The sequence below is a fragment of the Pedobacter sp. genome, assembly GCF_031119335.1.
Classification (GTDB): domain Bacteria; phylum Bacteroidota; class Bacteroidia; order Sphingobacteriales; family Sphingobacteriaceae; genus Pedobacter.
On sequence record NZ_JAVHXT010000014.1, the window covers coordinates 1 to 22588 of the forward strand.

Below are 22588 nucleotides of genomic sequence, written 5' to 3' on the forward strand. Positions count from 1 at the left end.
ATTTTGTGCGTATCCTCTTTTTTCTTAACTGCTGCACCTTCACCTTTAGCTGCTGCTACCATTTCGCCAGCTAATTTTTCTTTCATGGTTTTTTCACCACGCTTACGCGAGTAGTTAATTAACCATTTCATACCTAAAGCAATTTTACGCTCTGGACGTACTTCTGTAGGCACTTGGAAGTTTGCACCACCCACACGACGAGATTTAACCTCTACAGCAGGGCTGATGTTAGCTAATGCACGTTTGAAGATTTCTAAACCATTCTCGCCAGCTTTTTTCTCTGCCAATTCAACAGCATCATAAAAAATTGAATACGCGATTGATTTTTTACCATCAAACATCATGTTGTTTACAAATCTTGTAACCTGAACATCGTTAAATTTAGGATCAGGAAGAATAATTCTTTTCTTTGGTTTCGACTTTCTCATTTCTTATTTCCTCCTAATTATTTCTTTTTACCTTTTGCTGGAGCTGCAGCTGCTTGTCCTGGTTTAGGACGCTTAGTTCCATATTTACTACGACGTTGGTTACGACCAGCTACACCTGATGTATCTAATGCACCACGGATGATGTGGTAACGTACACCTGGTAAATCTTTAACACGACCACCACGGATCAAAACGATTGAGTGCTCTTGTAAGTTGTGACCTTCTCCTGGAATGTAGGCATTCACCTCTTTACCATTGGTTAAACGTACACGGGCAACTTTACGCATTGCAGAGTTTGGTTTCTTAGGGGTAGTAGTATATACACGTGTACATACGCCTCTTCGCTGTGGACAGCTGTCCAACGCTGGAGATTTACTCTTAAACTCCAGTGCTACTCTACCTTTTCTAACTAATTGTTGAATGGTTGGCATTTCTTGCTTTTTGTTTCTATTATTTATTTAATTTCCTTGTTGTTAGCAGTTTATAACTAGCCTACATTAAGGGACTGCAAAAGTAGAACAATTTCTTTTAACTATCAAGAGGTTACGATAATTATTTTCAGAGTTAAAAATAGTTTAACATAAAATTGCTTTCGAGTTAAAACAAGTCGTTTATTTATTAGAAAAGCAAGTGCAGTATTTCATTGGTTTCGATAGTCCCGCTTTTTGTTCCTAATCGGGAGCCGCTCCAATCCAGATAGGCTTAGTGTAGGTCAAAGCTAGGGTTCAAGTAGGGATAGAGTACCAAGAGAGCACCATACTATGCAAGCATAAAAATTAGCAATAACTACACTTTCCAGCACCACCTGTTGGGGCATACTAAAAAACATTAACCATGAAAAGAGTATGTATTTATCCCAAAGATGTGAGTATCCTTACGGACAAAAGCTTAAGGCATGCCCAAAAACTATTGCAGACCATTAAAGATGCCATGAACAAACGAAAAGACCAATACGTAACCATTGCCGAATTTTCAGAGTACACAGGCATCCACATAGAACTCGTGCAAAGCACCTGCATATAGAAAAAGCAGTTCACTAAAATTATTGAGAGACACTATGCCTAGCCCCGTGGTTTTAACCCGGGGCTAATTAATTAGATTATTAAATGAACTTATCGGTCTTATACGGCCGAAACGACGTTTAAACAAAGTACCTTCGGACGTTTAAACAAAGTACCTTCGGACGTTTAAACAAACCTTCACCTCACTAAGCAGGCTACCTTTGTTCCATCAATCATTAAAAAATAAAGAAAATGGAACAAAACAATCATTACGGTGCATTACAAAAACCTATCGGTTCAGGATTTAATGCAACTTCTACATCAACAGAAGTGATTAAGGGCATAGACCTAAGCGGAAAAACAGCCATTATTACTGGCGGGCACACAGGCATTGGCCTAGAAACCACCAAAGCATTGGCACAGGCGGGCGCTACGGTTATCGTAGCGGCGAGAGATGTGGAAAAAGCCAAAAAGAACTTAGAAGGAATAGCCAGAGTAGAAATTACATCACTAGATCTCATGGATCCGTCGCAGATCAATAGCTTTGCAAAGGCATTTTTAGTTACAAACAGACCTCTACATCTATTAATCAACAACGCCGGTATCATGTGGGTACCTTTGCGCAGAGATCATCGGGGTTTCGAATCGCAATTAGCCACCAACTATTTAGCAATGTTTCAGCTTACGGCAAGCCTATGGCCTGCGTTAAAGAATGCAAATGGCGCAAGAGTAGTAAATGTGTCTTCTGGCGGGCACCAATTTTCAGATTTTGATTTTAACGACCCCAACTTTATACATAGGCCTTACGATACTTTGCTTGGCTATGGGCAATCTAAAACAGCTGTAAATCTTTTCAGTCTAGCATTCGATGACCGAGCCAAAGTTCATCAGGTGCGTAGTTATGCCCTATGTCCAGGCGCTGTAGGTGGCACAGAACTGGCAAGAGAAGCACCATTAGACCTATTTCAGCAATTGGGATATACAGATGCCCACGGAAATATCTTACCCGAAGTGGCAGCTTCACTAAAAACCATTCCGCAAGGGGCGGCAACTACGATATGGTGCGCTACCAGCACTGCCTTAGCAGATATGGGAGGTGTTTATTGCGAAAATGTAGAAGTGGCAGATTTGAATGCCGATATAGCCGCTATTGGTGGAATTAAACCCTACTCGCTACACCCAGAACATGCCAATAGATTGTGGCAGCTAAGCGAAGAAATGACTGGCATAAGCTTTAACTTAGATGGAGTTTCGTAAATTAGAAGATTACGACATGGATTATCAGGTAAACTACATACATCCCAAGATCAAGATTTCTTGCTACAGCGGAAAACTTTTTAAAACCGAGGCCGCCTTTGACGAGCATTTGCTGGTATGGCTACTTTCTGGCGAAACAAAAATTGTGCAGGCCGATGAAAGTTTTGTATTTGGACCGGGAAGCACTTTCCTAATTCCAAGGCATCAGTTAGCAACCATTATCAACTATCCAAAAGATGGATGGCCGCACAAAGCAGTGGCCATGCATCTCTCGGCAGATCAACTACGTATTTTTTACAACAATAAAGTAAAGACAAATACATCACTCTCGCATAAGATTCGTACATTTAACCACCACCCGCTTTTAGAAAGCTGCCTTGCTTCCCTAAACCCATATTTCGAATTGAAGGAAACTTTCCCAGAGAACTTGGCTGCACTGAAAATAACAGAAGCTATAGCCATTCTCCATGCAATTGATAAAGATATTGATGGCGTATTGGGCAACTTCGAAGATCCACATAAAATAGATTTGGCCGCTTTTATGGAAAAGAACTTTATGTTTAACATGCCTTTGCAGAAATTCGGATATCTCAGCGGTCGCAGCTTAACCACTTTTAAAAGAGACTTTTTTCAGCTATACCAACTTACCCCACAACGTTGGCTAACGCAAAAACGCCTAGAGCTGGCACACTATCAGCTCTCCCAGAAAAATCGTAAGCCGATAGAAGTTTACCTAGAAACAGGTTTCGAAAATCTCTCGCATTTCTCCCACGCTTTCAAGAAAAAGTATGGCTACACACCTAAAGATTTAACTATGGCCTCAAAATCTACCGCAAATAGCTAACAACAAAATTGATACAAAAACTAGTTCATAGTATTCCCCATTCAAATTTGATATTCGGTAATTGTTTCCTATCTTGGAAAAACACACAAAAGTACCACGTTATGAAACCGATTAAGACATTCATTGCCTTGGGCATTGGACTATGCTTAGCCGCATGTTCACTTTATTCGCCCACATATTTTGGCACTAAGTACACACCTACAGAAACGGTAAAAGCCTATTACGCCACCAAAGATATTGAGAGACCATTTGAGGTAATTGGCCACATGAACGCACGTACCGGACATTCCGAATCAAGCCAGGCGAACACCAGAAAGCAGGTTATTGAGAAAGCAAAACAAATTGGCGGCGACGGTGTAGTTTTTTCAGAAATCAACAGGCAGGTAAACCGAAACGCTACCGACGATTTTACGATAAAAGTAGAAGTAATCAAGTTCAAATAGCTTTAATTCATTGGTTAGCCGTTTAATTATTTAACTGGTTATTGGCTATTAGTTATTGGTAATTGATTATTGGTTATTGCTTATCTCTAAGCTACCGGAGGTTAACTAGTAAATTACGCCACTTAAAATAGTGATCTGAAAACTGCAAACTGGCAAATACTTTTACAAATCACGTACTAATACCGCAAACGGTTTGGGCTTACAAGTGTTATATCTCACATACTAATTAAAAAAGATATGGGATTTATAAAAAACGCCTTAATAGGCATCGCAATTTACAAGGCCTTTGAATACTTGACCAAACCAGATGTATTTGGCAGAACAAAGATTGATGAGATAAAAGAAAAAGCTCCAGAATGGATAGACACAGCTAAAGCTATTAAAGAAGACTTACAAGAAGGCAAAGTACCGCAAGCACTGTAGTTAAAGCTAACAATTTTAAGAAAGGGAACATCATGAACACTCACCATATAGGGCCAGAAGAAGACGAAGCACCAAATTTGGAGCAGTTTCAGGTAGGCAGACCAAAAGATAAGTCAACTGATGCTTCCGCAGATGATGATAGCAGTTATACACGGCAGGAAAAGGAATTTGCCGATGGTGAAGGCACGCAATTGGCCCAAGCTTTCGATGAGGAAGACGAAGAAGAACAAGATGATAATTAGGTCTAAGAAACTGTTTAAATTTCTTTGGAGTTGCTACTAGAATTGCAATTTAAGAAACTGTTTAAATTTCTAGAAGCAAAATGCTTAGGCGGGTGTGCCCACCCGCCTATAGATTACCGATAGAGTTTGGTGTCCTCGAACTTATTCCGATTATTATTTGAAAACTCAACCTATAAAATAGCAATGTCATTTACAAGCAGTTTTTAAGAAACAGTTTCTAGAAAATTATTTTATTTTTTTTAAAACCTTTTTATTCCTTGTCGGTTATTTAGGTATTCTTCAAAGAAATAGTTTGTTTGGTTTAAAGCCCAGAGACGGATGTCTGTGGGCTTTTTCAATAATTGTATTTTTTTGATTGGGCTGGCGCACTAGGGGTTTACAAAATTTAAAAAGATCTCTCCACAAGGCCAGTCTGTTCCAATACAATCGGAAAGATGACGGATGAAGAGCCGGTCATTGCAAATACCACAAAAATCCACATTAACTACTTAACCACTTCACCCTAGCGGGATACCTTTGCGCATAGCCCATCACCAATTGCAACATATAATGATTGCCTTTGTAGCCTTGCAAGCTTTCTTTAATATCAACTTCGTTAAGCGATTGCTGGGCATCCAAGTAACCCATACGGCAAAAACTGCCCTTTTCTACATAAATACAACCTTGCTCCTCAACCGCCCTGCCCTGTTGCAAAATCATAAAACTTGGCATAGCAGTGGCAATATATGCTAATAGTTGCTCTACCGCTTCGTTATGTTCGTTCACAGATGGCAAAGCTTGCTCAGATCGCAGCACAGAAGCTTTACCATAGCGGCAAAAGCGTTGGTCTATTTGAAACTTCTCCGACATTTCTGCCAGATAATTCAAACCATCCACTTCCCTATCAAAGGTTTTTACAGCTTGCTGCTGCTTAGGTAAAGGACCAACCGCCAAATAACTGTAACCACTCATAGCTACGTAGTGGTACAAACCGTATTTAGCCTCGAAACGTTTAAGGGCACTATTGTATATAGGCCACAGCCTTTGAATTTCTGCACATTCTAAAAGAAGCGCCATCAGCTCTGAACCGCATCGCTCGAAAGAAATAGCATAAATATCACGTAGAAAATGTTGCCTTCTGGCACTCCCAATATTTCCACTAAAATGCGAGGCTACCCTTTTTTTAAGGTTAATGGCCTTGCCCACATAAATTACCTTGCCTCCACGGTTGTGGAAATAATAAACACCTGCACTTTCTGGCAAAGCCTTGAAATCGGCCTCGGGCACGTTAGGTGGCAAACGTTGCTCTGGAGAGGCCTTCGTAATCATCCCCTTAATTAGCTCCTGCTCGTCGTTAGCCAACAACATGCTAAATAAGATCGCGGTAGCTTCGGCATCGCCCATGGCACGGTGCCTATCTTTTAAGTCAATTTTCACTGCACTACAGAGTTTGCCCAAACTATAAGATGGCAACCCTGGTATCAATTTCCGCGACAAGCGAACGGTACAAAGCTTAATTGCGTTCCACGTCAATCCGCAAGCGGCCAGCTGACCTCTTAAAAAAGAGTAGTCGAAGTTCACATTGTGCGCCACAAAAACACAATCAGCTAGTAAATGGTAAACTTCATCTGCCAACTCGGCGAAAGTTGGTGCGCTTGCCACCATGGTTTCATCTATACCCGTTAACGCTGTTATATGCAGGGGAATAGGCATTTCGGGGTTAACTAACTTGCTCCAACGTCTAGTTACTTTTTTACCATCGTGCAATAAAATCGCTATCTCAGTAATTCTACTATTAGACACACTCCCCCCAGTAGTTTCTATATCCACTACCGCATATTTAGTTGCTACAGAATTTAGAGATTTAGATTTAACCACTCTTGCCATAACGCAAATATTACTAATTTTATTAGCAAAAACAAGTAATGGTTTAGCTTTTTATCAATAAAAATTTAGCTATTTAAGTTTCCACAAGCGAAAATACTTACGCGGGCGGGAAACCCGCTATAGCCTACTGCTAGAGTTTGGTGTCCTTGAACTTGTTCCGATTTTATCCTATCGTGTGGACACATCTTTTGTACTTCCATTGAAAAGGTCGTCATTCCCGCGTAGGCGGGAATCGTAATGCAATTAGCTGGTCCATTAGCCGCTTTAAGATTCCCGTTTTCACGGGAATGACGCTAGATGACCAGACTTGTGTTAGGATTTTATCGGAAAACTCAATCTATAAATATTGATATTATTTTTAAACAGATTCTTACAAATAACAGAAGAGTTGATTAGACATCCTAAAACTAACCGCCTTCTTTTCTATACATTTCTGTTACAAGATTAAACCAGCAACACGTACCGTATAAATACGTGTTTTACTCCTTTTTCAGCTATCAAATGCAAAAAAGGCATGTAAATAAGTACGTATCGGCATCTTTTTGGCAAAGGGTGTTTCATAAACTAAGAATGTCATGAAAATAAAAACTAACCATTTAATCACTCGTATGGCTGTAGCAGCCGCAGTGATTTTCTCCGTTTCTTCGTGTTCAAAAGATGATAATGATAATATGATGAATGCAAAATTATCATTCGTTAACACTGTAGAAGGTTCGGCAGCTCAAGACATCTTTATTAACGACTCTAAAGTATCAACATCAGCAGTAGCTTATGGCAGCAGTTCCAACGAAATTTCTACCTCTGCTGGTGATAAGACCATATCTTTCAAAGATGCTAATTCGGCAACGGTAACTGCAGTAGCAGAGGTTAACACCGATGTAAACAGTTCACATACAGCTTTTTTGGTAAAACAGGCAAACGGAAGCATGGGAATTAGTTTGTACGCAAACGATAATACCTCGGCTAGTGGCAAAGCGAAAGTACGCTTCATTAACGTTATCCCGATGTTGAGCAGCACTATCAACGTTACTACCAGTGCAGGAACAAACTTAATCTCTGCCTTGGCGTTTAAAGCCGCTTCTGCTTATCAAACTATTGATGCCAACACCAGTATGAATGTAATGATGACGGGTTCTTTGGAAGTAACTACCATTGCAGGATCTGAGTTGCAAGCCGGTAAAATTTATACCATTTGGTTTGATAGTTCTACCACTACCAAAGCTAAATACCACATTGTGGTACATAATTAACAATATTGGCTGTCTCCGAAATAAGTGCTTCGTTATAAAAAAGGGGACAGCCGATTTTAATCCAATACTGTTAAACCTGCATCATCCATACATTAATATCATCAGAAGCTGGTATATCCAATTTCTTTCTAATCCGATACTTTTTTCCCTCTACCGAACGAACAGAAGTTCTGGTATATCTGGCTATTTCCTTCGTATAAAAGCCTAAACGTAATTGGGCGCAGATCAGTAAATCGGTAGTTACTAAATTGGGTGCACGCTCCATTAGCCTTTGTGTAAACACTGGGTGATACTCTTGAAACTTGATCAAAAATGCGGGATCATTGTCAACTGCTAAATTGATGATGTCTTTTAAAACATCATCATCTATCTTATCATTCAATGTCTTTGTTTTAAGATAGACTAACTTTTCATTAAGATGTTGTCGTTTTTCTGTTAGCAATTGGTCTACTCTTCTGTGTCGTTTACGAAACCTTAACCAAAAATAGGTCAGACCCGCCGCCGCTAGCGTACAGATTGCAATGACCAATGTATAATTAGCTTTCTTTCCCTTAAAAACTACCTCTTTGTCTTTCACAATCATTTCTGAAGCAGTTTTAACCGCACGACTATCTACGGGGATAAGGCTGTCGGTAAGTTTACTAAATTGCTTTAAATGTTCTTGCGACTTTTCTAGGTTACCAATTTCTTCGTAAAGCGAGGCCAACTTTTTATTACATGCCTTAATATTGCCTACGTTTTTAGTACGAAGGGCTAAACTCAATGCCTTTTTGTAGTTAGTTACAGCTTTATCTAATTCTTTTTTATCTATATTGATATCGCCATAGCCCATATAAATTTCTACGGCATACTTTTCTAGGTTATGCTCTTTAGATAGTGCCAGTGAAAGATTGAAATAGTGTTTAGCAGAATCGTAGTTCTTTTTCATGAAGTAGGCCCTACCAATACCTACGGCTTGGATTAATGCAAAAGCTTTTGGATTACCTTTTCCACTTACCTTGTTGCCATACATGAAAGACTTTTTACGATAATACAGCAATGAATCTACGTTTAACGGAATAGCAGTATTGCCGGTTATATTATTACCAAAAATGGAGTAAATTCTAGCGAGATTATTATTTTTAGCTTGTCTCTCAGTAATTTGTTCTGCATAAATTAACGCTTGGTTTAAGCACTCCCTGCTTTTGTCGAAAAAAAGCAATCTGCTGTAGCAATTTCCTCTAAGTGCATATAAATGCGACATTTTAGCAACCTCTCCAGATTCTAAAATCACTTTCTCCCAATTGTTCAAAAACTGAAGTGCCTCTTCAAATTGGTTTCTGTTAAACAGATGCACGCCTTTGGTTAATACCGCAGCTGTTAACCCTTTGGTATAGTTGATGCTTTTCGCATGTTCAATCGCTTTATCTGCCAGTGCAATACTTGAATCAAAATCTGTTACCTCTTTTGCACGAGCATTTAAACTATCTACACGCTGCTTAGTTACCTGAGCAGAAGCAGTAGAGAAAATAAAGAATATAGGTAGGATCGGCTTAAAAATTCTTAAAAACATACGGAGGAAGCGTAAAAAACAAGTGACAAAATTACTAAATATTTCACATAAATAGTTGCTAATCAAAGCTAAAAAACAATTACAATCTAATCATTCTCATTAGAGATACTTGATTATATCGAAATTAATTTCAAATATTTTCGGAAACAGGGGTAACAACTTTTAGATGTACTTGATATCTCATTGAAACAACAATGAATATTAACCTTAAGTGACGTGATGGAAATTACTAGTGCAAATTGTAAAGCTGTTATCGTCACTTAATAAAACCTAAAAATCATGAAAAATCGTATTCAAATCATCGGAATTTTAGCATTAGCATTGGTAACTTTTTTCGCTTGTAAAAAGGATGGCGAAGAACCACAAAAGGAAGAGCGTTTTTCTGTAGCCATTAAAATTGCCGCAGAAAGAGGAGCAATAGAAAATGCCATCTTAGTGGGCAACAAAGCAGAGTTAAAAGCCGCATTGAGTAAAAAGGGAGAACCTGTTATCATCAAAAAAGTATCTAGCAAAAACAACGTATTTGTTCCCGTACTTGATGATGTAAAACCTGTTGATCCTAGCAAAGGATGTTGGTCGGAAATATCGGCCTATGCCGCAGCCCACATGGCAGAGTGGCAAGCGCTAGCCAACCAAACCTGTACTACAGTAATCAGATGTATTACCTGTCCAAATTCTGGTGGTGGCTTGTTTGTAATGTACGCCATTGAGCCAAACAGCCCTAACTGTAACGTGTTAGAGTTTGAGATGCAGCACAGTTTAGCGATATTTAACTATGGCGATAATGAATTAGACAGCGAAGCGGTTGCAAGCGTAATCAGTAAAGGTAAATAACAGCATTAAGTATTTGCACACAAAGAACATGAATAATGAAGGGGCCGCAAAGCCCCTTTATCTGTTTAGAAACAACCAAATATTATAACTCAATGATGTACCAGTTCATACACCCGGTGCATATACATTGCCTCATCTATGGCATGCACAAAATCGTGCAGCTCTGCCCTTGTAAACTTCAAGCAAATATCAGGGAAAGGTGTAGATAAAATCACTACCCTATTACCATCTGGACTATATTCAAAAAACTTATCAAAATTGAGTTGCTTAGCCACCTTGGTAAACTCGTAAAACTGAGCAAACGAGAAACTAAGTAATAAGCCAGGTTTCCAAACATTAATCATTTTACAATTATTGCACTGCGTAATCTGTATATCGCCAGAATTTGCGATCATGGTTTTCTTGCACATATCAATTAGAGCTGATGTTGCAAATAGCTAATTATTTAGAATAATTCCAAATAAGACTTGAATTATTTTAATCAGCTATGAAAATCAGTCACTTAAAAATAATACAATCAAAACAAATCCTCATTTGTTAGCATATACAAAGAACAATAGCCGAAACTAAACCAATTTCAATGAAAGTGTTGTGGTTTTTGAAGCAATTTAAGTAATGAGAACCCAATAGCTTCATCAGGGAATAAAATAAATTTAAGACAGATGAAAAAAGAAAATATCTTAGTAGAGAGAACTTTTAATGCTCCCGTAGCCGAGGTTTGGACTGCCTTAACCGATACTAACGAAATGAAAAAATGGTATTTCGACATCGAAAAATTTGAGCCTAAAGTTGGCTTTAAGTTCGATTTTATGGGTGGACCAGACGATGGACCAAAATACCTGCACTTATGTGAAATTACAGAAGTTGCCGAAAATGAAAAACTAGCATACTCATGGCGTTATGACAATTATCCTGGCAACACTTTAGTATGCTGGCAATTGATGGACAAAGGTGACAAAACCATTGTTAGGCTAGTGCATTCGGATATACAAACCTTAGCCGAAGGTGGAACCGATTTCTCGAAAGAAAGCTTTACCGAAGGCTGGAATTTCATTCTTCATACCAGCTTGAGAAATCATTTAGAAGGTGAAAGCGATTAAGCTAGCGCTTTGCAGATACGTTTAATTAAGCCCGGACCTTCGTAAATAAACCCAGTATACAACTGTACTAGCGAAGCTCCGGCTGCTAATTTTTCTTCTGCATCTTTAGCCGAATGAATACCACCTACGCCAATAATTGGAAAAGCCTTACCAGATTTTTCAGACAAATAGCGAATTACCTCTGTAGAACGATTGGTTAACGGCTTCCCACTTAAGCCGCCCATTTCGCCTTTTAGGTTTTCTGGCGCATACAAACCTTCGCGGCTGATGGTTGTGTTGGTTGCAATAACACCTGCAATTGCAGTTTCCTTTACAATTTCGATGATGTCATCTAATTGTTCGTCGGTTAAATCTGGAGCAATTTTAAGCAGAATTGGTCGTGAAATGCTGTTCTTACAATTACGTTTTTGCAAAGTATTTAGCAGCTCCATTAAAGGCGCCTTTTCTTGCAAAGCACGCAAACCCGGGGTATTTGGCGAACTTACGTTTACCACAAAATAATCTACTACATCGAACAGTCGGTCGAAGCACTTGATGTAATCGTACACCGCTTCTTCGTTGGGCGTATTTTTGTTTTTGCCAATGTTGCCACCCACAATAATCTCCGGATGTCTGTCTTTCAGCAAACGCAAACGCTCGGCCATGGTATCTACCCCTTTGTTGTTGAAACCCATGCGGTTAATCAGCGCCGCATCTTCTGGCAGGCGAAACATACGAGGTTTATCGTTGCCAGGCTGTGGCAAAGGTGTCACCGTACCTACCTCAATAAACCCGAAGCCCAAATTGCTCAGTGCCTCTACGTACTCTCCATTTTTATCAAAACCTGCGGCCAAACCCACCGGATTTTTAAACTTCAGTCCAAAAACCTCACGTTCTAAACCTTTAAAGCTTACATCGTAACTTCCCCGCAGCACCGATTTGCCAAAAGGAAACACGTCATTAAACCATTTAAGGCGTTTTACCACAAAATGGTGTACATTTTCAGGGTCGAATTTAAAGAATACAGGTTTTACCAAACGATACATGATGCGAAGATAGCAAAAAAGCAAATCTTAACATTTCCTTAATTTATTTTTAGAAAAGCACCAGCAAAGCACGGTGGCAAAAGCAGTCCTTTGCTTTCGCTAATCCCGATGGAGGCCTGTACAACAAGCAAGCAAAACATAAGGAACTAAAAACAGATGGTTAACATCGGGAAACCGCTTCGCCAAGGTTTATTTTACGAAGCAAGTACAAATGGTAAAACTTATCTAATGCCATCTTTCATTTAAATTTTTGAGAAAAATATTTAATTTTAGCAGATACTGATATAGCGTAAAGCCAACATTGCTAGGTTGTATTTGCGCTATTTTATGAGGGTTATAAATAAGTTAGCGGCCATTTTAAGCGACACTTCAAAACGACAGGAAAATGATGAAGAAAATAGCAATAATCGGTGCGACAGGAATGTTGGGACAACCTGTTACAAAGGAATTTATTAACGCAGGTTTTGACGTTACCTTGTTGGTGCGGGACACTAACAAAGCAAAACAAATATTCGGCTCAACCGTCCGACTTGTGGAAGGCGACCTGAAAGACACGAACAAACTAAAACAATCTTTGGATGGACAAGACGGACTTTACTTAAACTTGTCTATTGAACAAAAAAGTGGCAAAACAGACTTTCAACCAGAAAGGGACGGACTTGACAACATTCTTGAAGCCGCCAAAAATTCAAGTGTAAAAAGAGTAGGTTACTTATCTTCTTTGGTTCACTTGTATCAGGGACAAAACGGTTTTGATTGGTGGGCGTTTGACATCAAACAAAAAGCAGTTACAAAAATCAAAAACAGCGGACTTAATTACTCCATTTTCTATCCATCAACTTTTATGGAAAGTTTTGACAAAGGTGCATACCGACAAGGTAACAACATTGCACTCGCAGGAACTTCCAAGCATAAAATGTTTCTAATTTCGGGTAGTGACTACGGCAAACAAGTTATAAAAGCGTTTCAACTTGACAACGGAAACTACGACTATGTTGTGCAAGGACAAGATGGTTACACCGCAGACGAAGCCGCTAAGTTTTACGTTGACAATTACACAAAGAAAAAAGTTAAGATTATGAAAGCACCCGTTGGACTGTTAAAATTCTTTGGGAAGTTTACGAACAAGTTCAACTATGGTGCAAACATTATTGAAGCATTGAACAACTATCCCGAAAAATTTGAAGCTGAAAAAACGTGGCAAGACTTAGGAAAACCGCAGGTAAAATTTATTGAATATATTAAAAAAAATGCCTGATAAGACTGGTTTTGCGTCAGGCGGGCTGACGTGAAACTTGGGGATTTGTGCTTCTATTTAAGTTCAGTGCTGGCAGACAGTTTTGTGCTCCGAAACCCGCCCGAACGCAAAGCCCGAAACCGTTATGTGATATTGAAATGAAACGTATCCTAATTCCAATTCTACTAAGTTTAATCGGTTGCACAAATCAACAAAAACCTGTCGAAAAGTCAATGGTCGACACTTTGGTTGAAATAGTAAAACCGACCACACAAACTAATGTTGATACAAGCTATGTTTCTCTTTTTTTAAAAATTGATGGCTCGAATACAATTGCTATCAAAAGAGGTTACTACAATCCTAAAGATTACAGCATTTATCGTCAAACGTTCTTTTTGAATGGAGAGAAGATATTTACGGATACTGGGAATTACCTCGTCGACAGCAGTAAATACAGCAGGATTATTGTCGAAAAGGGAAGTGTGCTCCTATTTATGGAATGTGACGGTCACCCAAACCTAGACTACCTGTCTGCTTACTCCATCGACATTAAGAACAAAAAGATGACTTATCTATCATCAAGTGTCTTCGACGGCAATCCTAAAAGCAAGACGAAGCCTTTTACCGACATTGACGGAGATGGCTTTATAGAATACGGCGGTTTTGACCTCACGGAAATGCATCCCAACCCCGACTCTATGTACTACCGTCCATCTAGCTTTTATGAAATCAGAAACGGAAAATTATTTTTCGACAGTTTGTTGACCAAAAGAGAGGACATCAAAGCAAACGCAGTTTATTCTAAAAACCCTATAAACTTGACGGTAAGAAAACCTAAAATATAAACATCACATAACAACAGGCTCAAGTCAAGCCTCGGGTGAAGTGCAAACACAATAATTTGATTTATTTATTTAGATTAGTACGACAGGTTCTGTTGTGCAAGTAATTAAGGCTCAACGTAAACCTGCAAAACGTTATGTAGCATTTTAAAGACCGACACCACGAATGAGGACACTATACAAAATATTAGGCCTTGCTATTATTGACTTTGGACTGATTTGGCTATGGGTGTATCAAATGAACCCAGACCCAAGTGTTTCAATAGGAATTATTCTTTTAGTTCCTTTTGTTTTTGTTGTTAATCTAGTAATAGCGGGGATACTTTTCCTCGTGAAAAAAAGAGAGTATTCAAAAGTATTTCTTGTAAACTCTATTATAGCGTCAACTATAATGTTTTACTTATTTGGAAAAGGAATTGACAGATACCAAAATAAAAGATTGGAAAGTTGGACTTTTCAAAAAGCCGACACCACATTTTCGTTGATAAGGTGGAAAGAAACAAACGAATTTAGTATGAGTTATAGCTTAAATCCCGGTTCTTCTTGGGACTTTTTAGACGGACGCTGTGAGTACGAAAATGGCAAATGGGTATTAAAAACCGACTCTGCGACAATGAAAATTGAAAAGAACAATCTGATTGGTTTAAGAAATCCGACAGACACCATAAAAATGACAAAAGTGAACCGATAAAAAACGGCACATGACAACATGTTTTAAGTTAAGCCTCCGGCGAATATTTTTTCCAATTATTTTAAAAAGATCTCTCAACTTCGGTCGAGATGAAAACAGTTCTATCTGTTAATGTAAGTTAAGTAATTAATAAACAACATAAAGCACTCAAAACTTACGCTAGTTTAGTATGATGGGTAATTTGTGTAGGTAAATTAGGTTCAACTTGAACCTGCCAACCGTCATACGTCAACCCATAACAACCGTTCGTAATAAATTTCAACACTTGACAAAAAAATATTGCTTGATAAAATTATTATCGTAATATTGCAATATACAATTAACAAAAAATGGGAGCAACAAAAACAGAACATTTCACAGAAAGGCAAAACCAAATTGCAACCATCGCAAAAGCGTTGGGACATCCTGCAAGAATTGCAATTATCGAGTATTTAATGAAAGTAAATGAATGTATTTGTGGCGACATTGTGAATGAACTTCCATTGGCCCAACCAACGGTTTCTCAGCATTTGAAAGAATTGAAAAATGCTGGAATTATAAAAGGAAATATCGAAGGAAACTCAATTTGCTACTGCATTGACGAAAAAACAATCGAAATTTTAAATGTTTATTTTTCGAAAATTATAGAAACTGTTTCCAAAAGCAAATGCTGCTAAGCATTCTTTTACGCAAAACTATCGTAATATTGCAATTAAACTATAAATAATAAGCAATGAAATTATCAGACATAAAACTCATTTTGTCAAAATTAGAAAATGTTGAATTTCAATTAGAAGACGGAACATTTGTTCCAGAACATTTTCACGTTACAGAAGTAGGAATGATCACCAAAAACTTCATCGATTGTGGTGGCGTAATCCGCACAGAAAAAGTAGTAAACTTTCAACTGTGGAATGCAAATGACTTTGAACATCGGCTGAAACCCCAAAAGCTACTTGGCATCATTAAACTTTCTGAAGAAAAACTAAACATTCAAGATTTTGAAATTGAAGTGGAATATCAATCGGAAACCATAGGCAAATATGATTTAGAATTTAACGGAAAAACCTTTCTGTTAAAGAACAAAACAACTGCTTGTTTGGCACAAGATGCTTGCGGAATTCCACCAGAAAAACAAAAGACTAATTTAGTGGGATTGCCAGTAGCCCAATCTGGCTGCACACCAAATTCAGGTTGCTGTTAATATGAAAGAAAAATTGATAAAATACAGAAGACCAATCATCATCACCATAGCTGTTATTGTGTTGCAACTAATTTTCGGCTTCGACCCAAAATTTTGTATCATCAATATCATTTGGTTATTCGTTTAAAATTATGACAAAAAAAGTATTGGTGCTTTGTACCGGAAACAGTTGCAGAAGCCAGATTACGGAAGGGTATTTAAGACATTTCGCAAGACAAAAAGCCGAAATTTTAAGTGCAGGTGTAGAAACCCATGGCGTAAATCCGAAAGCAATCGCAACGATGAAGGAAGATGGAATTGACATTTCAAACCACAGCTCCAACAACATAGACGAATATCGAAACATCGATTTTGATTTCGTAATTACCGTTTGTGATAATGCCAAGGAACGTTGTCCATTCTTTTCTACAAAAGCTAAAAAGTTTCATCACAATTTTCCAGACCCAGCCAAAGCAACAGGAACAAACGAAGAAATTACCGAAGAATTTAGAAAAGTAAGACAGCAAATTAAAGCTTATTGCGAGAGTTTTGTTTCTGAAAATTTATAATTCTATGTGCGAAAAAGGAATATAAAAAACTTCGTAAGTTTAACTTTTCTTTATCATTTTTTTTATGGTAATGTGAGTGCTTAGCCATTTAAAAACTTACGAAGTTTAACATATTCGTCTACAAATTGATATCGCTATAACGTATCCTTTTTCTTCTTGTTAAACAAGCCTTTCAGCTTATTACCAATTTCAGTAGTTGCTTTATCTACCGCCTTTTTCTTCAAAGTATCTACTTTCTCCTTGGCTTTAGCTTCTAGCTCTGCTTTTTTCTCAGCTACTACCTGATTAACCACCGCTTTTGCAGCACTACCAGCAGTTCCTTCTCCTGCACCATATTTTAGCTTGATATTTGGTTTTAAGAAAGTACCCAACAAATCAGCGTTAATTTTAATGGTTTCGCCCATAGCTACGTTTGTTCCCAGCTTACTGTTTAATGCAGCCATTGCCGAATTTGCAGCTTCATTAGCTTTGGTGCCTAACATCGCCCTTGGCACATTTAAAATCAAATCGTAATCCATAGATTGGTCTATACCGTTAGAACCTTGAACATTCATAGCAACACCTTTTACTTTGATATCAAAAGGAGCTACAATTAAACGACCGTTATCAATCCTGAACTTCGTTTTCAAGTCGTTCACCTCTAGTTTTTTCAATTCGGTTACACCTAAGGTATTTGCCAATTTGGTTACTGGCTCAAAACCATCAACAATTGCTTGGATGATATTTGCCAAACCTTCTGCATTAATCGATGAATAAATTGGCATCATTTTCTCATCCAAATCAGAATTGAATTTTAAATTGGTAGAGAAAGTTCCTTTGGCAAATTGTGCAATTGGGGCTAATAATTTCACAGTATTAAAAGTATTAAACGCCTGCTGAATGTCGATTTTTTCCATTCCAAAATCTACATCTACCTTTGGTTTTTTAGGATTGATTGTCGCGTACGAACCGTTCATTCTCACCGTTCCGCCAACCATATCTAAGCCTAAGTTTTTGAAGTAAACCGTTCTATCTTTTACCTGCAAAGCACCTCTGGCATTTTTAATGTCGTATTTATCATACTTTAATTGATTAGCTTTTAAAGCCATGTTGAAATTGATATTTGCAGGCACTTCAAAAACCGTCAATGGAACTTCTTCTTTAGATTTCGTTTCTTCCGCAGCAGCCGGTCCCATCAATTCATTTACATCGATGTAATTTGAAGCAAGATTAAATGTACCTTCTAACAACTGGTTCTTCTTAAAAACGTAGTTCAAATAGTTATTGATAGAACCATTCGCATCAAAGTCACTTTTACCTAGCTTCGCACTTAAATTAGCCAACGTAATATTCTTCGGACTGAAAGTCATTTTTGCAGATGGAATACTTACTGGCATCGGTACATTTTTACCAGCGTAAACAAAGTTGGTCGCCTGCATTTGTCCCGAAGCTTTAAAGTCTTGGTATTGTCCTTTATCAATTGATGATTTTCTACCTGCAGCTTGCACATCAGCCAACAACACTCCAGAAATTGTCATATCCTTTAACGGGAAAATAGTGGTCAGTTGCTTCAAATCTAAGTTTCCTTTCAAAGCCATGTCTACAAAAGGGTCGCTCATCGGGTTCTTTACCAACAAACGTCCATCCAATGGCGCTTTGCCAAACTCTAAATGGAAAGCAGGAATATTCACTACCGTGTGGTCTAAAACTCCGTCTGGATTAGCAATATTTGCCTTTACCTGAATGTTGTTAATGGCCGATGGCAACGATGGATATTTGATTTTACCATTTACAATGCCCAAGTTCAAATTAAAAGTTGGGATAGTTTTTTCGTTGTAAGTTCCTTTCACCACACCATCTACACCAAACTTTCCAGTAGCTTCCATATCTTTAAAATTGGCAGCGTAAATAGCAGGAATTAACGAAAGGAAGTTCTTCAAATCAGACTGTTGAGCATCAAACTTCAAATCCATCACCATATCGGTTTGGTTAGGCATAGCCAAATAACCCACTGCGGAAAGCACCAATTCGTTCAGCTTGATTTTATTTTCGCCGAACGTGAACTTCATCTGTTTCATGTCCATTTCTAAAGGCAAGCTGGCGTCTAAAATCACTCCATTTAGGTACGGAATACCACCATATTTTACCGTCAGTTTTTCAATATCAGACAAAGTGGTTAGCGTAAAAATATCTTGCGTAAAGTTTCCTTTACCGCTATGGTTCAAGTTTTCGGCCTGCAAAAAGAAGTTTAAAGAAGCATCATCATAAGTGATTTTACCTTTTTCAATCGAGTATTTTTCTAGCGCCGCTTTAAAGGCTGTGCTTGCCGTATCGCCAGGTTTCGCAGTGCTATCTGGCTTCATGATATCCCAATTGGCTTTACCGCTTTTTAGCACTTTCGCCAAAATGGTTGGTTCTTGCAAACTCACAGCATTAATTTCGTAGGTTTCACCTTTAATTACGCTCATCAAATTTAAATCGAGCTGTAATTGTTTAATGTTGGCTAGGGTGTCTTGAGCAAAACTATCTACACCTACTACCGATAAATCGTTTAAGCGAATGCCCATTTTTGGGAACGAACGGATTAAAGTCAAATCAAATTCTTTGAAATCTACTTTGGCATTTACTTTCTCGTTAATTACAGATTTTACTTTGGCAACAATCTGGTCTTTAAAAAGATAAGGAACAGCCGCCGCAGAAATGAGCAAGACAGCGAAAACAATAGCGATGGTAATTAGAACTTTTTTCATGGTGTGTTATTTGTGAAACAAAAATAGGTTTTTTCGTTGGTTTTTAGTGTGTTGGTTCAATAGCTCATTGGTTCATTAGTTGATATGTTATTTGAAAACCTTTGTTCAGCTTTCCATAGCAATTACAGCGCCGCTTTTGTTTCAATCTTTTTGTTTTTGGCTTCTGCTGTCATTCCGAGGAACGAGGAATCTATTTCTGAAATGCTAGAAACTCTATATCCTTCGCTACGCTCTGGATGACAAACAAGACAAAAAGTATTTTCACGACAATCGGGTTTGGGTGTCAATAGCAGTAACATTTCTTTTAACAAATCAAAACGTAGAATTTATTTTATGGTTTTACATCTTATTTCCCCAACGGTCCGTCGGGTTAAAACCGTCTCAAAAGCGCATAACACAAAGTCTAGAGCCATATTTACAACATTATCGAATTTGGTATAGGGTTTGCAATCCGGGTCACTGAAAAACACATCATACCAATGAAATCGATTAAATCTATAGTTCTAATTATTTTGGTTAGCTTATGCTATGCCTGCTCAAACGGCACCAAAACAGATGGCATCAATTATTTTGACAAAGCGGGACTAGTTACACCCACTTTCCAAAACGAAAACCTTAACCAGCACCTCAAATCATTTGAAGAACTCTTTAATGAACTTGGCACCGCGGCAAACATTAAGGATAAAGCAAGAAGAAACCAATTCAGTATTGCCTACTCAGATTGGATCTTGGACGCTAAAAAATTCAAAGACAGCATCCCAGTAAAAGATCAACAAAAACTAGACAACTATCTTGTAAGCACTACCGTACCATGGAACGTCTTAAAAAACAACTTGTTCTAAACTAGTTACCACCATACACCCAACATTACCGATTTGGATTTGTACCAGATGAAATTGATAAAACAAAGTACCAAATTGTAAATAGCATGATAGAATTAGTAAAAAACACAAGTTTAGTAATAACAATACAAAACGGTAATTTCCTAAAGCAGCAAACCTCTTTGTTATTCGCAACAATTGCTTTGTTTTTAGCGATTTCCACCACAACAACATTAAAAGCTCAAGAAGCAAAAGTGATTGCTATCCTCAACTTCAGCGGCACTGTTGGCAGTTACCCAATAGAAATGAAGCTTGAAATAAACCAAAAAAGCGACAGTGTAAGCGGAGAATATTACTATACCAAAACGGGCAATTTGCAGCAAATTTTACTAGAAGGAATGTTAAAATATGGTGTACTAAATCTACAGGAAAGTGTTTATAACGATAAAAAAGGTTACTATGAAAAAACTGGGACGTTTAGGTTAGCTTATGTAGACCAAGTTGCCCTTAACGGCTCTTGGCAAAAACCAACCAAAAACGCGCCATCTTTAACCGTAAAATTAGTTGCTAGAGAAAACTTAAAGGCATTTAATCCATCTAGTTATATTTTTCAGTTTAACAGAAATAGGGTTAAGCTAGATTACATTCCAGCAGATGCCCAGTATTATTTCGACTTACAGTCGCTAAAAATCTTCGTAAATAAAAGTATGCGTTGGGCTTTTGTAGATTTTGACGATGTATTTACCAAAGAAGCGCAAATAGAGCTGCAAGACTTCAACTTTGACGGTTATTTAGACTTTAAGCTTCCAATTTACTATCCTGGTTTGGCCAAAGGTGATTATTCCTATCGATATTTCATTTACCATCCCGATAAACGTGGTTTTATCCAACACAAAGACCTGAACGAAATGGGCGTTATGTTTTTCAATTCGGTAAAAAAACAAGCCGAAACAATTGATGCAGATGGCAACGGAAACGAGGGCACAAAATATTACAAGTGGCAAAGTGGAAAATTTCATTTGATTAAAGAGGAACGTGTTTATGAAAACGACCCTTATACGCACTACACGCATTATAAAATTGAAAACGGAAAGTCTGTTCTGGTTAAAAAGGAAAAGAAAAAGTAATGCGTAAATCAAAAAACTAAAACGTAGATAATGATAGGCCTTATCATCATATTCCTAATTTTTTGTCCAATAATTGGCTTCCTTATCTACAAAGAGTTAAGGCGAAATACCAAACGCATTATTGTAATTGGCGAGTTTGCTTTCATCAGCTTTTTCATTGCCGCTCTAGCGCTCTTTTGCCTAGCGTGGCTAATTGATGCCAATGATTATTATGAAGCTATAGATCCTGTAGATGGCGGCTATACGCCATTTGCATCCAGACATTTACCTACGTTAATTGTATTTTTTGTGTTATCTATGTTAGCACTAATAAAACTCTGGTACAAAGGTAGAGCGTTGCCTCCGCTGCTATTTTCATTATTTGCTGTGCTATTAATTATCGGCATACCCATAAGCATCATGGTAATTATGCAAACCAGCACCAATACCGAGCGTAGTGGCGAAACTTTTCTATTTGCATTATTGCCCTTGTTCTATCTCGTGGGGACATTTCTAGTTTTCGTCAAAATTGTAGACCAAGAAGCAAGTGCTGCAAGTTTAAAAGCCTATCGTAATAAATATTTAAACCTATTAAACCAAAAACTTGCCAATACCAAACAGCAACCTTTATGGATTTTCTTAATGTTGGCTCCAGTTTTCATAATTGTAGTTACTATTTTAATGCTCTTCGGGCAAGATGCCAATTCCATTACCAAGGTTTTTACAGAAACCACCACTTGGACATTTTCGCAAAAAACGCATCCTCCATTTTTAGAGCACGAAGGGCATTATTTGTGTACTGTGGCCGTATGTGGCGACCCAAAGGTTGTAAAACCACTTCGCTTAGGTAAAAGACATGGGCACGAAATTGTAGTGAACAGGCAGCTGTTAATTGCCAATGCTTTTGAAGAATTGATACAAGAAAACGCACCTCGTTTCCACAAAGTGATAAGAGATTTTTACGATAAGTATGGCTATCCCCTATCAAAAAAAATTACGACTACCAAAGCATCAAACGCAGTTTACATTTTAATGAAACCTTTAGAGTATTTCTTTTTAATAGTGCTGTATTTGTGTAGCGTAAAACCAGAAGAAAAAATTAACAAACAGTATGCGATTTGAGACTAAAGATTAAAGAAGAAAGACCCAAGCGGCAGAACGTTAAA

General features: G+C 37.9%; 25 protein-coding genes. 18 read left to right on the forward strand and 7 right to left on the reverse strand.

What is annotated here, in order from left to right:
- A partial coding sequence (gene rpsG / locus REI64_RS14330) for a 30S ribosomal protein S7 (RefSeq protein ID WP_308850824.1) occupies positions 1–428 on the reverse strand: 428 nt, incomplete at its 3' end.
- Between the two features lie 17 nt (positions 429–445).
- A complete protein-coding gene (gene rpsL, locus REI64_RS14335) occupies positions 446–859 on the reverse strand; it encodes a 30S ribosomal protein S12 (protein ID WP_010599925.1) in 414 nt (137 codons plus the stop codon).
- Positions 860–1262: 403 nt separating this feature from the next.
- On the opposite strand from rpsL, the gene REI64_RS14340 reads away from it, so the two are divergent.
- The 6 genes from REI64_RS14340 to REI64_RS14365 all read left to right on the forward strand — a co-directional run bounded on the left by REI64_RS14340 (position 1263) and on the right by REI64_RS14365 (position 4638).
- Complete coding sequence (locus tag REI64_RS14340) at positions 1263–1451, forward strand: hypothetical protein (protein WP_308850825.1); 189 nt, start codon at positions 1263–1265, stop codon at positions 1449–1451.
- 230 nt (positions 1452–1681) lie between these two features.
- Positions 1682–2686: an SDR family NAD(P)-dependent oxidoreductase gene (locus REI64_RS14345; protein WP_308850826.1), complete on the forward strand. Its 1005-nt coding sequence runs from the start codon at positions 1682–1684 to the stop codon at positions 2684–2686.
- Entirely contained in the window at positions 2673–3530 is an 858-nt protein-coding gene (locus REI64_RS14350; RefSeq protein ID WP_308850827.1) for an AraC family transcriptional regulator, read from the forward strand. Before REI64_RS14345 ends, REI64_RS14350 begins: the two co-directional genes overlap by 14 nt.
- Before the next feature lie 101 nt (positions 3531–3631).
- The gene (locus tag REI64_RS14355; protein WP_308850828.1) at positions 3632–3973 is read left to right on the forward strand and encodes a hypothetical protein; all 342 of its coding nucleotides are present in this window, start codon (positions 3632–3634) and stop codon (positions 3971–3973) included.
- A 237-nt stretch (positions 3974–4210) separates the two neighbouring features.
- The gene (locus REI64_RS14360) at positions 4211–4396 is read left to right on the forward strand and encodes a YtxH domain-containing protein (RefSeq protein ID WP_308850829.1); all 186 of its coding nucleotides are present in this window, start codon (positions 4211–4213) and stop codon (positions 4394–4396) included.
- 32 nt (positions 4397–4428) lie between these two features.
- Positions 4429–4638 carry a hypothetical protein gene (locus REI64_RS14365; RefSeq protein ID WP_308850830.1) on the forward strand — a complete coding sequence of 70 codons (210 nt, stop codon included), beginning with the start codon at positions 4429–4431 and terminating at the stop codon, positions 4636–4638.
- A gap of 480 nt (positions 4639–5118) precedes the next feature.
- Here the strand turns inward: REI64_RS14365 and REI64_RS14370 are convergent, their stop codons facing one another.
- Positions 5119–6504 carry an exonuclease domain-containing protein gene (locus REI64_RS14370; protein ID WP_308850831.1) on the reverse strand — a complete coding sequence of 462 codons (1386 nt, stop codon included), beginning with the start codon at positions 6502–6504 and terminating at the stop codon, positions 5119–5121.
- A 575-nt stretch (positions 6505–7079) separates the two neighbouring features.
- Between REI64_RS14370 and REI64_RS14375 the strand changes: the two genes are divergently transcribed.
- Entirely contained in the window at positions 7080–7754 is a 675-nt protein-coding gene (locus tag REI64_RS14375) for a DUF4397 domain-containing protein (RefSeq protein ID WP_308850832.1), read from the forward strand.
- A 70-nt stretch (positions 7755–7824) separates the two neighbouring features.
- On the opposite strand, the gene REI64_RS14380 is transcribed toward REI64_RS14375, so the two are convergent.
- Positions 7825–9306 (reverse strand): hypothetical protein, encoded by a 1482-nt coding sequence (locus tag REI64_RS14380; protein WP_308850833.1) that lies wholly within the window; start codon positions 9304–9306, stop codon positions 7825–7827.
- A 279-nt stretch (positions 9307–9585) separates the two neighbouring features.
- Between REI64_RS14380 and REI64_RS14385 the strand changes: the two genes are divergently transcribed.
- The gene (locus REI64_RS14385) at positions 9586–10140 is read left to right on the forward strand and encodes a hypothetical protein (RefSeq protein WP_308850834.1); all 555 of its coding nucleotides are present in this window, start codon (positions 9586–9588) and stop codon (positions 10138–10140) included.
- Between the two features lie 89 nt (positions 10141–10229).
- On the opposite strand, the gene REI64_RS14390 is transcribed toward REI64_RS14385, so the two are convergent.
- On the reverse strand, positions 10230–10550 hold the full coding sequence (locus tag REI64_RS14390) for a hypothetical protein (RefSeq protein ID WP_308850835.1): 321 nt from the start codon (positions 10548–10550) through the stop codon (positions 10230–10232).
- Between the two features lie 252 nt (positions 10551–10802).
- On the opposite strand from REI64_RS14390, the gene REI64_RS14395 reads away from it, so the two are divergent.
- Positions 10803–11240, forward strand: coding sequence for an SRPBCC domain-containing protein (locus REI64_RS14395; protein WP_308850836.1), 438 nt, complete (start codon positions 10803–10805; stop codon positions 11238–11240).
- On the opposite strand, the gene REI64_RS14400 is transcribed toward REI64_RS14395, so the two are convergent.
- Positions 11237–12265: a quinone-dependent dihydroorotate dehydrogenase gene (locus REI64_RS14400; RefSeq protein WP_308850837.1), complete on the reverse strand. Its 1029-nt coding sequence runs from the start codon at positions 12263–12265 to the stop codon at positions 11237–11239. The genes REI64_RS14395 and REI64_RS14400 overlap by 4 nt on opposite strands.
- A 385-nt stretch (positions 12266–12650) precedes the next feature.
- Between REI64_RS14400 and REI64_RS14405 the strand changes: the two genes are divergently transcribed.
- The 6 genes from REI64_RS14405 (at position 12651) to REI64_RS14430 (ending at position 16766) form a co-directional block, all read left to right on the forward strand.
- Positions 12651–13523 (forward strand): NAD(P)H-binding protein, encoded by an 873-nt coding sequence (locus tag REI64_RS14405; RefSeq protein ID WP_308850838.1) that lies wholly within the window; start codon positions 12651–12653, stop codon positions 13521–13523.
- 137 nt (positions 13524–13660) lie between these two features.
- Positions 13661–14347, forward strand: coding sequence for a hypothetical protein (locus REI64_RS14410; protein ID WP_308850839.1), 687 nt, complete (start codon positions 13661–13663; stop codon positions 14345–14347).
- Between the two features lie 235 nt (positions 14348–14582).
- Positions 14583–15035 (forward strand): hypothetical protein, encoded by a 453-nt coding sequence (locus REI64_RS14415; protein ID WP_308850840.1) that lies wholly within the window; start codon positions 14583–14585, stop codon positions 15033–15035.
- A 329-nt stretch (positions 15036–15364) separates the two neighbouring features.
- Complete coding sequence (locus REI64_RS14420) at positions 15365–15691, forward strand: metalloregulator ArsR/SmtB family transcription factor (protein WP_308850841.1); 327 nt, start codon at positions 15365–15367, stop codon at positions 15689–15691.
- 56 nt (positions 15692–15747) lie between these two features.
- Positions 15748–16218 (forward strand): DUF6428 family protein, encoded by a 471-nt coding sequence (locus REI64_RS14425; RefSeq protein WP_308850842.1) that lies wholly within the window; start codon positions 15748–15750, stop codon positions 16216–16218.
- A 131-nt stretch (positions 16219–16349) separates the two neighbouring features.
- On the forward strand, positions 16350–16766 hold the full coding sequence (locus REI64_RS14430; protein WP_308850843.1) for an arsenate reductase ArsC: 417 nt from the start codon (positions 16350–16352) through the stop codon (positions 16764–16766).
- 134 nt (positions 16767–16900) lie between these two features.
- On the opposite strand, the gene REI64_RS14435 is transcribed toward REI64_RS14430, so the two are convergent.
- The gene (locus REI64_RS14435; RefSeq protein ID WP_308850844.1) at positions 16901–19495 is read right to left on the reverse strand and encodes an AsmA-like C-terminal region-containing protein; all 2595 of its coding nucleotides are present in this window, start codon (positions 19493–19495) and stop codon (positions 16901–16903) included.
- A gap of 479 nt (positions 19496–19974) precedes the next feature.
- Between REI64_RS14435 and REI64_RS14440 the strand changes: the two genes are divergently transcribed.
- From REI64_RS14440 to REI64_RS14450, 3 genes are all read left to right on the forward strand, one after another.
- Complete coding sequence (locus REI64_RS14440) at positions 19975–20337, forward strand: hypothetical protein (protein WP_308850845.1); 363 nt, start codon at positions 19975–19977, stop codon at positions 20335–20337.
- 86 nt (positions 20338–20423) lie between these two features.
- On the forward strand, positions 20424–21443 hold the full coding sequence (locus REI64_RS14445; protein WP_308850846.1) for a hypothetical protein: 1020 nt from the start codon (positions 20424–20426) through the stop codon (positions 21441–21443).
- A 30-nt stretch (positions 21444–21473) separates the two neighbouring features.
- Positions 21474–22544, forward strand: a complete 1071-nt coding sequence (locus REI64_RS14450; RefSeq protein WP_308850847.1) for a DUF6688 family protein — start codon at positions 21474–21476, stop codon at positions 22542–22544.
- Positions 22545–22588: the final 44 nt, after the last annotated feature.